We start from the raw sequence: 12,591 nt of genomic DNA, 5'->3' as shown, positions 1-12,591 counted from the left end.
GAATTTTGCATCAAACTAATCCTATGAAAAAACTCAATATTTTATTCTGTGTTTTTGCAGCGTATTCCCTTCATGCACAAATAATTTCCGGAACTGTGATTTCCAAAAATGAAAACCAGCCGATTGCTTATGTAAAGATTGGAGTGGAAAAAGAAAATGCCGGTACGGTTTCTGATGAAAAAGGAAATTTTACCATTGACCTTTCCAGGTTCAATCCTTCACAAAAGATCAGAATTGAAGTTCCAGGCTATGAAGCTTACTCCGAAACAGTACAAGATTTCAGAAAGCAGGACCAGAGGCAGGTATTTTTAAATGAAAAAGTTAAAAATATCAAGGAAGTCAATATCAAAGTAAAAAAACTGGTGGATAAAAACTGGGGAGTGAATACGAAAACAAAAAGTGTTATCTATTCCGTAAACCCCCAATTCAGAAAAGAGGATTTTCTTGGTGAAACAGCACTGGAATTTAGCGCCAGTAAAAGATCCAAAATCAAAAATATTAACCTGAATATTGCAAGCTATGTCTCAGATAAGCCTGTAGTAATGAGGTACAGCGTTTACACAGAAAAAAACGGCTTCCCAGATCAAAATATCCTGGACGATGAAATCACCGTGGAACTTACACAGGATATGATCAAAGATGGAACCTATACACTGGATGTTAATGATCGTAATATCTGGGTACAGGGGAAATTCTTTATTGGAATTCAGTTCCTGAAGGAATTTGATGGTATGGTCAAGATCAGCGCAGCATTGTTCAGGACAGGCTTTATTAGAAAATTTTATGGGGACTGGCAGAAAATGACGCTGGCAGCGCCCGCAATTAACATCGATGTAAAAGTGGATAAATCAGCAAAAAATACCAGGGACGAAACAGCAGCATTAGGAGACGATCTTGAAGGCCTGATTTCTGATGTTTCACAATATAATATAGAATCCGGGAATTCTATTTACGGGAAAAACGACGCTTCAGGTGCTTATCTTCCGTTAAAAGATACCAGACTTTATTATGAAATTTATGGAGAAGGAGAGCCGCTTTTTCTTCTTCATGGGAACTCAGGAAGCATCAAGGATTTTTACCGGCAAATACCGGTTCTGTCAAGGAAATTTAAGATAATTGCTATAGATACAAGAGGACAGGGAAAAAGTATTGATACATCCGAAAAATCTTTTACCTATAAACAATTTGCAGATGATGTAAAAGCGCTTGCAGACAAATTGGAACTTAAGAAAATAAATATTGCCGGATGGAGCGATGGCGGAATTACGGGCCTAGAATTTGCGTTGAAGTATCCTGAAAGCTGTAACAAAGTAATTGCAATCGGGGCCAATGCTTTCCCGGAAGGAGTGGATGAAAGACTTGTTTCGCATATGAAGAATCAGCTTTTAGTTCTGGATATAGAAAATAAACCTGAAAAATTCAATGAAAGAAGGCTGGTGGAAATTATGCTTAATGAGCCTCACCTCAGCAAAAAAGATCTCAGCAAAATTAAAAGCCCTGTCTTGGTGATTGCCGGAGATAGAGATGTGATCAAACAGGAGCATACTGAAATGATTGCCAAGCAAATACCAAAAGCTGAACTTAAGATTTACAAGGATGCAACCCACATGATCCCCTTTGAAAATGCAGATGAGTTGAATAAAGATATAGTGGAATTTTTGGGAAAATAGAAAACTGGGAGAGAGAAGCTGGATCATCTACCATAAATTCAATCTCCATCTTTTGGCTTCCGTTTTAATCCAACGTCAGCCTCTTCAAAGACCAGGAGCTTCCGTTATAAATATCCAGATCCACTTTAGTATTGATCCCGTGAACAATCCCGTTTTCTGTGAACTGCCAGAAATCCCACTGATCATCAGGAGTGGGAGAGGGTACATCGTTATAATTGGCCAGCCATAGGGGATAGTCATCAAATTCCCCTTTCAGGAAATCCTTATAGTAATGATAATAAGTATAGATGATTGGTTTTTCCCCATATGTTTCCTCTACGATCTTGCACCATACTTTCAGATCCTCCACAAGTTTTTTATTTGTTTTCCTTTTGGGGATTTTTTCAATATCGAGGATAGGCGGAAGATCACCGCTTTCCAGTTTTACGTTGGCTAAAAAATTATTGGCCTGGATTACAGGATCCTCATCAGCCCTGTAAAAATGATAGGCTCCGCGGATCAGATTATGCTTTTGGGCTTTCACCCAGAATTCATCAAAATGTTTGTCTGCATTGCGGTTTCCCATCGTAGCACGCATCACCACAAATTCCAGAGGAATGGTTTTATTCCCAATGCTCAGGCTGTCCCATTTTATATCTTCCTTATTCTGATAATGAGACACATCAAAACCATAGGTTTTATCAAGATTTGCTGTAAGGATTTTCTGGATTCTGGCTGTTTCCAATTCAGTGTTATGCAGCTTTTTATGGTTGAATTTGTTAAAGTACAGCGCATAGTAATAGCTTACAGACTGCTTCAGGTAAAATCCCGTCCCTATCAGGGCCAGAATTAAAATACCCAGTATCACTTTCCGGCGGAAAAAATAATTCTTCCGGCGTTTCTCGTGTACTTTTTTGGCAGTTTTTTTGGTATACTTTTTCGGTGTCATAAAGTTTTGCAAAACTAACTTATTTCACTACTAAATGCTAAATAAAATCAGTAATTTTGTGTATTATGGAAACACGCGAAAAGATCATCATTATAGGAGGAGGATTTGCGGGGCTGCAGCTTGCAAAAACATTAAATGGCAAGAACAAAAAGGTAATTGTTCTGGACCGGGTGAACCATCATATGTTTCAGCCGCTTTTTTATCAGGTTGCCTGCGGGAGAATAGAACCTTCCAACATTTCTTTTCCTTTTCGAAAGATTTTTCAGCAATCCAGGAATACACAGTTTCGGCTTACCGAGGTAAAAGAAATTGATTCTGTTAACAATAAAGTTATTACAGACGAAGCCGAGTTTACCTATGATAAACTGGTGATCGCTACAGGATGCAAAACCAATTTCTTTGGAAACAAAGACATGGAGTCAAGAGCTTTCGGGATGAAAAATACCCAGGAAGCAATAAGCATCAGAAATCATGTGCTGATGACCTTTGAAAAACTCATTCTTGAAAAAAGCAGAAGTGATGACGGAAACTGGAATATCGTTATTGTAGGAAGCGGACCTACCGGGGTAGAGCTGGCAGGTGCTTTTGCAGAAATGAAAAAAGAAATTCTTCCAAGGGATTATCCCTATATGAATTTCGACCAGCTTAAGATTATTCTGGTAAGCTCCACAGAAAAACCGCTTGCTGTAATGAGCAGTGAAGCACAGGAGAAATCCGAGAAATACCTTAAAGATCTCGGGGTTACTTTTATGAGTGGAGAGGTCGTTACGGAGTATGATGGTGATAAGGTGCACACCAAAAGCGGGAAAAGTATTCCTTCCAATAACGTGATCTGGGCAGCAGGCGTTACCGGAAATGTAATTGCCGGATTTCCTGCAGAGAAATTGGTTAAAAACAGATATATAGTAGATCGATATAATAAAATAAAAGGCTACGACAATATTTATGCAATAGGAGATATTGCCTATATGGAAACCCCGAAATATCCTCAGGGACATCCTCAGGTAGCAAACGTAGCCATTAATCAAGCAAAAAATTTAGGTAAGAATTTTCTGAAGAAAGATGCCCGTGACTGGGTAGAATATGAATACAAGGATAAAGGCTCACTGGCAACCATTGGAAAGCACAGAGCCGTGGTAGACCTTCCGTTTATCAAGTTTCAGGGATTCCTGGCATGGTATTTCTGGATGTTCCTGCACCTCATGCTGATTCTGAGTGTAAGAAATAAACTTGCAGTTTTTTTCAACTGGATGTGGAGCTATTTTAACAAAGACTCTTCTTTACGATTAATTATTTCGCCTAATAAGAAAAACAGTACTTTACAATGAGAATTGATATTATAAGCGTACTTCCCGAATTAATGGAAAGTCCGTTTAAGACTTCTATTTTAAGAAGGGCAATGGATAAAGGTTTAGTGGAAGTTCATTTCCATCACCTGAGAGACTGGGCTATTAACAAGCACAGGCAGATTGATGATGAGCCGTATGGTGGCGGAGCGGGAATGGTGATGATGATAGAACCGCTCGATAAATGTATCTCTGAACTTAAATCCCAGAGAACATATGATGAAATTATTTATCTGACCCCGGATGGCGTTACCCTGAATCAGAAAATTGCCAATAGCCTTTCCATAAAAAATAACCTGATCTTTCTTTGCGGTCATTATAAAGGTATCGATCAGCGGGTTCGTGACCTTCATATTACTAAAGAGATTTCAATTGGCGATTATGTACTTACGGGAGGAGAACTGGCAGCATGTGTTCTGGCGGATTCTATTATAAGATTGCTTCCGGGAGTTTTAAATGATGAGCAGAGTGCCCTTACAGACAGCTTCCAGGATGATCTGCTTTCACCGCCTATCTATACCAGACCGGAGGTGTATAAAGGATTGGAGGTGCCGAAAGTTTTGTTGAGTGGAAATTTTGCCCAGATTGAGGAATGGCGTCATGATGAAGCGGTGAGAATCACTCAGGAAAAACGTCCCGACCTGCTTTAAAATAATAACCGAAACCTGCTAAAAAAAGTATTCTTTTTTTCATCCTTAAGAGATTTCATAAACGAAAAAGAATAAAAAACAACATTTAGCCGAAATGAGTTAAAGTTATTAACTGTATTTTATTTCGTGTTTATTTTTTTTCTTGTTAATTTGATATGTATATGCTGTTTTGATTTTGTTTTCTGTGATAATAATTTCAATTACTTAATAGTTTTGTTGTATAAAAGGGTTTTTGTTGATATTTTTTGTTAATTTTTACCTATTACTTGCATAATATTAATATGAAAATAGTAGAAATAAATTAATGAAGTTTGAAAAAAAATAATAAATTTACAACGAAAAAGAAATTGATAATTTTAAGATAGCAATTTTGCAGATGGAGATGTTCTCTTTTTATAATGTCGAAAATTTATTTTTGCCAGATCCCAAACCTGTTCACAGATTAGACCCTACAAAGTCAGGCTTGAAAAATTGGGATGAAAAAAGATATAGAAATAAGCTTTTTAAAATTTCACATGTTTTTCAGTTAATGAAGGAGGAAAATGGAACACTTCCATTTTTAATCGGTCTTTCTGAAGTTTCCGGAAGGAAAGTTTTGGAGGATCTGGTAGAAATGGCACCTTTTAATTCCCAATATGGGATTGTACATTACAATTCCATGGACGAAAGAAAGGTAGATGTAGCCATGTTATATCATAAAGATAAAGTGGAAATAATGGATTCAGAAACCATTACCTTCTTCTTTGAAATTATAAATAGAAAAAACACAGAGAATTACGACACAACCAGAGACGTATTGTTTTCTAAAGTTAAATATAAAGGAACTGTTATTAATGTTTTTATCGCCCATCTTCCCTCTAAGCGAGAAAAAGATGTTAATAAGCCCAAAAGAGACTTTATACTTAATGAGATCCACGGAAGGATTCTGAAAATAGTAAGTGACGACAAGGAACATGTAATATTGTGTGGTGATTTTAACGAAAACCCCGATGATGAAAATTTAGTAAAAATTCTCTACGATAACAATCATGAGAAGGTATTGGTAAACCCTTTTCAGGAACTGTTTCAAACAAGAAATTATTCTACTTTTCATTATAAGTCCGGACTGTTGTATGATCAAATAATCATGTCAAAATCCCTTTTTGCCCATGATGGTTTGAGTTTTCAGAGCGCACACATCTTTAACTCTGAAAAAATAAGCAGCCAGATGAGAAATTTTGAAGGGCGCCCCTTCCGAACCTATGCCGGTACACGGTATTTAGGCGGATACAGCGACCACTTTCCGGTTTTTGTGAAATTTGAAGAGACAAAAACATAAATATAAAGTAGAAAATGAAAAATTCAAGTAACACAAGTTATCATTTAGACTCGATTGACAAGGAAATCATTTACATGCTGATGGATAATGCTAAAACATCCTTAGCCCACATCTCCAAAAATGTTGGAATATCCACAACAGCAGTACACCAAAGGATTAAAAAGCTCGAGCATGCGGGAGTTATCGAAAACTCAATTTCATTTCTTAACCCTAAAAAAATAGGCTATAAAGTAATTTCGTATATCGGAATGTTTTTAGATCAGCCAAGTCATTATCCGGATGTGGTAAAATCTCTCAAGGATGTTAATGAGGTAGTAGAAGCTCATTACACAACAGGGAATTATACCATATTCTTAAAAGTACTATGCAAAGATAATGACCATCTGATGCAGATTCTGAGCAAACTTCAGAAGCTGAAAGGGGTGACAAGAACAGAAACTTTCATATCTTTGGAACAAGGTATTTACAGACAACTGAAAGTATAAAGATTATGAACATTGCCCGATATTTGGATTCAACCTATTTGAAAACGCCTGCACAGTCAGGTATTTCAGACGAAGAAACATTACAATTTGATAAAAAACTTGCGCAGGAAGCCATAGATCATGGAATTTTTGCTGTAATGATCCGTCCGGACTATGTAGCGGATATCAAAAAGTATATTCAGGAAAGGCATTCAGATGTTGTGGTAGGAACCGTAATAGGCTTTCACGAAGGGACCTATTCTATTGAAGAAAAACTAGCCGAAGCTTCAAAAGCAATTGAAGACGGAGCAGATGAACTTGATTTTGTAATTAATTACAACGCGTATCTTAATGGAAACCTTGAGCTGGTAAAAAACGAGTTTGTACAGTGTACACAACTTGCTCTACAGCATCACAAGGTGGCCAAATGGATTATTGAGATTGCTGCGCTGACGGATGATCAGATTGCGGATCTCACCAAAAATATCTCAAACTGGTCACTGGAACATTTCTCCGAAAATGACCTCCCGAATATTTTTGTTAAATCTTCCACAGGATTTTATCAGACAGAAGGCGGTAAACCGAATGGTGCTACTTTTGAAGGCATACAAATTATGCTGGATAATGCCGGGAAGCTTCCCGTAAAAGCAGCCGGAGGAGTAAGAACACCTGAAGATGCTGAGAAAATGATCAAGATGGGAGTAAAAAGAATCGGAACTTCTTCAGCCTTAGGTTTGATAAGGAACGAATCTTCATCAGAAGGATATTAAAAGCAAAAAAACCATCAGATCTGATGGTTTTTATATTTTTATACCTGTGCCTGGTATTCTTCGTAAAACTGTTGAGTTTCTTTGATCAGCACATCCATTTCTTCTAAAGTAAAGACCTCAAGGAATTTTTTTCTGAATTCTTTAAAATGAGGAACACCACGGAAATAATTACTATAATGCTGTCTCATTTCAATAAGACCTAGTTTCTCTCCCTTCCACTCCGCGCTCCATTCCGCATGCTGGCGTACAGCAAGTAAACGGTCTGCAATAGCAGGTTCAGGAAGATGTTCTCCTGTTTTGAAAAAATGTTTGATCTCATTAAAGATCCATGGATATCCAATGGCTGCACGGCCGATCATGATACCGTCGCACGCATACTTTTGTTTGTATTCAAGAGCTTTTTCCGGAGAATCAATATCACCGTTTCCGAAGATAGGAATCTCAATATTTGGATTTTGCTTAATTCTGGAAATATGTTCCCAGTCTGCTTCCCCCTTGTACATCTGTGCACGTGTTCTTGCATGGATCGTTAAGGCCTTGATGCCTGTCTCCTGTAAACGTTCTGCTACTTCATCTATATTGATGCTGGTGCTGTCCCATCCTAAACGGGTTTTAACGGTCACCGGCAGATGGGTAGAGCTCACGACGGCTTTAGTAAGGCGTACCATAAGGTCAATATCCTTAAGAACCCCTGCGCCTGCACCTTTACATACTACCTTTTTTACAGGGCATCCGAAATTAATGTCAACCAGATCAGGGTTCACAGTCTCTACAATTCTTGCGGACATTGCCATTGCTTCTTCATCGCCACCGAAAATCTGGATACCGACCGGTCTTTCATAATCGAAAATATCCAGCTTCTTACGGCTTTTTATCGCATCACGAATCAAGCCCTCAGAAGAAATAAATTCTGAGTACATCAGATCTGCTCCATGCATTTTGCACAGGCGTCTGAATGGAGGATCACTTACATCTTCCATCGGAGCCAGCAAAAGCGGAAATTCCGGCAGTTCTATATTGCCTATTTTTACCATGCGGCAAATTTACGAAATTATAAACATTTGGGGATATGATAATTTCTATGGTGAAGATAGAGTGATAGGAATTAATATTAGACATCCGATTTCAGAGATCAGATTTTTAAAGGAGTAAATTTTGTTGTTCCTACTCCGCTATATTACTCCGCCTCTGTAACGCTCTCATTCTACTAGAAGCTTGCTTTCACCTGCATACTTCCGATATGAATGGTTCGGTCTCCGGAATTTCTTCCCTCATAATTTAAGTTAAGCTGAAGGAAAGAATTGATCGCCTGCTGGATAAAAACACTCCATACCTGGTTTTTGCCAGGTTTAAGGCCGTCCAGCATCTGGTTTCCTACAATGCTGAAATTGTTTCCTGTAAAATCGTTATTGATGAAAGAGAAATTCCCTCTGATTGATGTTTTTTTGCGTTCCCATTGTATGGTTCCGGTAATATCAAATGCTTTTAACAGCTCTTCGCCATCTATTCTTTTTTTCTGGCGGTATGCGGAAGAAAGCTCTGCCTGGATAGCATCTGTAAATTTGTAGGTTGCTTTCGGTTTCGTTTCAATATTGTTCAGACGGTAATCTCTTGTGGCAAATAACTGGGATGAATTTTTAAGATCATGGATCGAATTTTCCCAGTCGACCCTGAATTCTTTATTAAACCAATATCCGATATTGATGAAATGTGAAACCTGCTCACGCTCTTCGTTACTGAAATTGGCATTGATGAGGTTGTCATTAGTGATAAAACGGTAATTCCCGTTCCAGCCGGATTTTTCAGTGGGATTAAACTGTACGGAAGCTAAGATATTCTGGTTTTTTAAGATCTGGTCACTGTTTTTTTCAAAAGGGTTCAGGACGAGAACTTTATCTTTTTTGTAAAATGAGTTTTGTGAATTTAATGAAACATTGAAATTCCAGCGCTTTAAAAATGCATTTTCGGAATTGAAAACGATCGACGGATTAACGAATAAGGCGAGCTGGATTTTATTTTTGTTTGAAGGAATGTACCGAACGGAATTCGTATAAATTCTGATGTACTGAGCCAGATCAGAATATTCTGCAATTTCAAATTCGTCGAGCTGCTGGACCCCATCTCCGTTATAATCTGTCCATTTATAAACACCCTGTCCGTCCGTTACCTTAAGATACTGGAATTCCCTTTGGGCTTCCTGTCCGTTTCCAAGTTCGTAAAATGCCTGGAGGCGCATCCCGTTTCTGAATAACTGTTGGTTGTACAGGATATTTCCGACCACGAAATCATTATTTCGGGTCATATCCGCTTCATCATTCTGGTAAAAGAATTTTCTGTAGTGCACCAAAGCATTTAAAGTGGTTCTTTCCGTTTTAATAAGCTGGCTTTCTGCCATGATTCCCAGAATATTGTTCATGCTTTCAAGCCTGTTATTCCGTACGGAGTCGTTATCTCTCATATACACTTTTGCAAGAAGCTTGGTACGTGTGCTGTCGCCAATTTTTTTCTGAACAAAAATCTCTTTCCAGCTGAAACTGGTGACATCCATGAGCTGCGTATCATTGTACTTTTTCTCATTGTGTTCCATGCTTCCTCCAACGGCCCAGCTTCCTTTTTTACCGGTAAATTCCGTAGAAACGCCACCCCTGATAAATTTGGTGTCCTGCAGCGTAGCATTGGTATTAAGATATGATAAGTTTCCTTTTGTAAAAAACTTTCCTGTGATCCAGCTGAAATCAAGATCGTTTTTCATCCCTTTATAGCTGTCTTGTTCATCCAGATAATTGATGCGGTAATTCAGTGTAGATTTATTGTTCCATTTATTTAAAAAACTAAAGATGAACCTGTTTTGAGTTCTCTGGCTGAATTCCTGAACCAGGTTGAAATCTCTCGAGAATTCCACATCATTGATGCGGTCCAGAATGTGAAACTGTTTGTCGATATATTGATATTCGAAGCTTGGAGTTCCTTTCCAGTTGTTTTTTGTAAAGCTTTTATTTCCGAAAATACGCCATGCATATCCAATATTTTGAGCTGCATCTTTTGATGAAAATAAATTCAGGTCATAATTGCTCAGGGAGAAATCAGCCCCTATTTTTCCATCTTTTAAAAGATATTCGGAATTTACAGAATACACCTGAGATTTTTGAGGTGAAGGGAGTTTTCTCACGGCCTTATAGTCCCCCATATTGTTTCCGACGTACTCAAATACACGGCCGTTATTGGTCGTTTGTGTAATTTTATAATCCCCCTGATTGACCCCAAAATAGGTGAAGGAAACCTGGTAAAGTGTTTCATTCTGATCTGTTGAAAATTCATAGAAGTTTCCAGCCGGATTCAAACGATACAGGATTTTATTGACATCATAAGGAGTTACCACGCCTGAAGGGGCATACATTAAATTCGGATCGTTACCTGCATCGGCAAGGATTTGTTCGTCTTCTTTGGAAAGGTTTAAGGAAAGTGGAGCATTTTTATTGTCATTTTCCATGAACCAGTTCAGTCCAACTTTAAACTTTTCCCTTTGATGCTCTAATTTTCCGGTAAACAGATATCTGGAATAATTTCTATTGGTATAATTGTATGAAATAGTAATGAAATTCTGCTGGAAGATCGGTCGGAAACTGGTAAATGTTACTTCTCCGGTATTATAGTTAATGGTGTAATCCTGGTTTTCTCCACGCTTCATCAGGATACCGTCGATAAATACCTGCTCGGAACCTGAAATAAGGGTGATAAACTGTTCGCCGTTCTTACCCGTTAGACGGTAAGGTCCCTGGTTTCCTTCAACCCCCTGGAAACGAACCCTGTGAAATTCACTTCGTGCCACACCCATGGAAACATCTACAAAAGTTTTATTATCCTTCCCGAATTCAGTCTGGAATTCAAGTCCCATGCTTCGTCTCTGGAATTTTGCAAAGTAATTTTTGGATTCTACAAGATCCAGATGTCCAGCCCGGAGGATCGATTTGTCCTTAATATTCAGCTGCATATAGATCTTATCAAACTCTTCCAGGGTTTGGGTATAACCGTCAGCCTGAATAGGAAGGTTATGATCTGAAATACTTGCCAGAATAGTCACATCTTTCGAAAGCCGGCCAGAGATCTGAAGATCCATAGAACTCTGTACAGACTGCCCCTGATTGTTACCAAATGTAATTCCACGGATAATGGAACCTTTAGAGTTCAGCTCTCCCAGAAATCTTTTTTTGTCATTCTTTACCAGTACGGCCTCGTCCACGATTATTTTGTTATTGGTTTTCACAAAATCCATCGTATCCTTAGCAAAAATATCCTGCTCAAATCTGGCAGCAAGGATGCTGTCCTTTTTAATGCTATCTTCCGGAATATTTGGGTTTTTCCACGAAAATATCTGCGCATGGGCCGAAAATATGCCCATGACAAACAAACCGATCAGAAGAAAAAAATTCCGCAAGCCTTTCAAAATAATTCGTAAAAATAACTAAAAATTGTTAATGCAAAGGGGTTAATCATTATTAACAAAAAATTAACCCTATTATTGTCCCAAATGAAAAAAATGATTTATTTTTGGAAGACAAATTATTAGTAATCAAATTCTTTAAATCATGAAAAAACTTTATTCGTTTATCGCTACAGTTATGGTAGCATCAAGTATTTTTGCACAAACAGTTTTTAATGCTACGTTTGATGATGTTACAGGAACCGGAGGAAATGACGGTGGCTGGAGTGGAAGTGTGGCAGGCTCAGGTTTTACTGACGGGTCTACTTCATATACCACAGGCGGAGCATGGACTTTTGCTAAAGTTTATAGAGGAAGTGGATGTCTGAAAGCAGGAACTTCATCATTAAAAGGAACTGTAACTACACCAGGAATTGCATTAACAGGAAATGCTACTTTAACTTTTAGAGCAGGTGCCTGGAATGGAGCAAATGAAGTTACAACTTTAAATGTCTCTGCTACTGGAGCTACTTTAAGTCAAGCTAGTGTAACTCTGGTGAAAGGTGCTTTCTCAAACTATACTGTAAATATTACAGGGGCTACAGGAACCGTGGTTCTTACATTTGAAGGTTCTGTAGCAGCTAATAACAGATTCTTTATCGATGATATAAAAGTAACGACCGGATCACTGGCTGTTGCAGATATCAAGAACGCAAAAGCAGGAAACTTTGTAAAAAATACTTTCGTAAAAAGCGATGAGATCACTTTCGGAGCTGATGTGAAAGATGTAAAAGTATACAACATGTTCGGGCAGGTAGTAAAATCCGCTTCTGTAAAAGAAAACGGAACTGTAAACGTAGCTGAATTATCAAAAGGTAATTACATCGTTACAGGAACTGTAAATAACAAGCCTGTATCTCAGAAAATTTTAAAAGACTAATTTTATAGTTTCTTTATAAATAATTCCGGGCCATTTCGAAGAAATGGCCCGGAATTATTTTATGATTTTAATACTGACTCTCTAC

At 38.0% G+C, this 12,591-nt stretch carries 10 protein-coding genes; 7 read left to right on the top strand and 3 right to left on the bottom strand.

Annotated features, from left to right (window positions below):
* Positions 1-23 precede the first annotated feature (23 nt).
* Positions 24-1,670 (top strand): alpha/beta fold hydrolase, encoded by a 1,647-nt coding sequence (locus BUB03_RS17285; protein ID WP_073065525.1) that lies wholly within the window; start codon positions 24-26, stop codon positions 1,668-1,670.
* A 64-nt stretch (positions 1,671-1,734) separates the two neighbouring features.
* Here BUB03_RS17285 and BUB03_RS17280 read toward each other — a convergent pair whose 3' ends face one another.
* The gene (locus BUB03_RS17280; RefSeq protein ID WP_073065522.1) at positions 1,735-2,598 is read right to left on the bottom strand and encodes a glycoside hydrolase family 25 protein; all 864 of its coding nucleotides are present in this window, start codon (positions 2,596-2,598) and stop codon (positions 1,735-1,737) included.
* 65 nt (positions 2,599-2,663) lie between these two features.
* Between BUB03_RS17280 and BUB03_RS17275 the strand changes: the two genes are divergently transcribed.
* The 5 genes from BUB03_RS17275 (at position 2,664) to deoC (ending at position 7,146) form a co-directional block, all read left to right on the top strand.
* Positions 2,664-3,926 (top strand): NAD(P)/FAD-dependent oxidoreductase, encoded by a 1,263-nt coding sequence (locus tag BUB03_RS17275; RefSeq protein WP_073065520.1) that lies wholly within the window; start codon positions 2,664-2,666, stop codon positions 3,924-3,926.
* Positions 3,923-4,594: a tRNA (guanosine(37)-N1)-methyltransferase TrmD gene (trmD, locus tag BUB03_RS17270; protein WP_040997182.1), complete on the top strand. Its 672-nt coding sequence runs from the start codon at positions 3,923-3,925 to the stop codon at positions 4,592-4,594. The genes BUB03_RS17275 and trmD overlap by 4 nt, the downstream gene beginning before the upstream one ends.
* A gap of 376 nt (positions 4,595-4,970) precedes the next feature.
* Positions 4,971-5,912 (top strand): endonuclease/exonuclease/phosphatase family protein, encoded by a 942-nt coding sequence (locus tag BUB03_RS17265; protein ID WP_073065518.1) that lies wholly within the window; start codon positions 4,971-4,973, stop codon positions 5,910-5,912.
* A gap of 14 nt (positions 5,913-5,926) precedes the next feature.
* A complete protein-coding gene (locus BUB03_RS17260; protein WP_034702324.1) occupies positions 5,927-6,397 on the top strand; it encodes an Lrp/AsnC ligand binding domain-containing protein in 471 nt (156 codons plus the stop codon).
* A 2-nt stretch (positions 6,398-6,399) separates the two neighbouring features.
* Complete coding sequence (gene deoC / locus BUB03_RS17255) at positions 6,400-7,146, top strand: deoxyribose-phosphate aldolase (protein ID WP_073065515.1); 747 nt, start codon at positions 6,400-6,402, stop codon at positions 7,144-7,146.
* Between the two features lie 38 nt (positions 7,147-7,184).
* Here deoC and dusB read toward each other — a convergent pair whose 3' ends face one another.
* Positions 7,185-8,180: a tRNA dihydrouridine synthase DusB gene (dusB, locus tag BUB03_RS17250; RefSeq protein ID WP_073065512.1), complete on the bottom strand. Its 996-nt coding sequence runs from the start codon at positions 8,178-8,180 to the stop codon at positions 7,185-7,187.
* A 173-nt stretch (positions 8,181-8,353) separates the two neighbouring features.
* A complete protein-coding gene (locus BUB03_RS17245; RefSeq protein ID WP_073065764.1) occupies positions 8,354-11,545 on the bottom strand; it encodes a hypothetical protein in 3,192 nt (1,063 codons plus the stop codon).
* Positions 11,546-11,732: 187 nt separating this feature from the next.
* Between BUB03_RS17245 and BUB03_RS17240 the strand changes: the two genes are divergently transcribed.
* Positions 11,733-12,506, top strand: coding sequence for a T9SS-dependent surface endonuclease, AS87_RS02955 family (locus tag BUB03_RS17240; protein ID WP_073065510.1), 774 nt, complete (start codon positions 11,733-11,735; stop codon positions 12,504-12,506).
* The last annotated feature ends 85 nt before the right edge of the window (positions 12,507-12,591 follow it).

The sequence above is a fragment of the Chryseobacterium oranimense genome (assembly GCF_900129755.1).
Taxonomy (GTDB): Bacteria; Bacteroidota; Bacteroidia; order Flavobacteriales; family Weeksellaceae; genus Chryseobacterium; species Chryseobacterium oranimense.
This window is presented reverse-complemented; position numbering and strand designations above follow the sequence as displayed.

Bases quoted from the DNA above. Each gene is read 5' to 3' on its own strand.
- BUB03_RS17275 (WP_073065520.1), top strand. From the start codon at position 2,664: ATGGAAACACGCGAAAAGATCATCATTATAGGAGGAGGATTTGCGGGG.
- BUB03_RS17240 (WP_073065510.1), top strand. From the start codon at position 11,733: ATGAAAAAACTTTATTCGTTTATCGCTACAGTTATGGTAGCATCAAGT.
- BUB03_RS17280 (WP_073065522.1), bottom strand. From the start codon at position 2,598: ATGACACCGAAAAAGTATACCAAAAAAACTGCCAAAAAAGTACACGAG.
- dusB (WP_073065512.1), bottom strand. From the start codon at position 8,180: ATGGTAAAAATAGGCAATATAGAACTGCCGGAATTTCCGCTTTTGCTG.
- BUB03_RS17285 (WP_073065525.1), top strand. From the start codon at position 24: ATGAAAAAACTCAATATTTTATTCTGTGTTTTTGCAGCGTATTCCCTT.
- trmD (WP_040997182.1), top strand. From the start codon at position 3,923: ATGAGAATTGATATTATAAGCGTACTTCCCGAATTAATGGAAAGTCCG.
- BUB03_RS17260 (WP_034702324.1), top strand. From the start codon at position 5,927: ATGAAAAATTCAAGTAACACAAGTTATCATTTAGACTCGATTGACAAG.
- BUB03_RS17245 (WP_073065764.1), bottom strand. From the start codon at position 11,545: ATGGGCATATTTTCGGCCCATGCGCAGATATTTTCGTGGAAAAACCCA.
- BUB03_RS17265 (WP_073065518.1), top strand. From the start codon at position 4,971: ATGGAGATGTTCTCTTTTTATAATGTCGAAAATTTATTTTTGCCAGAT.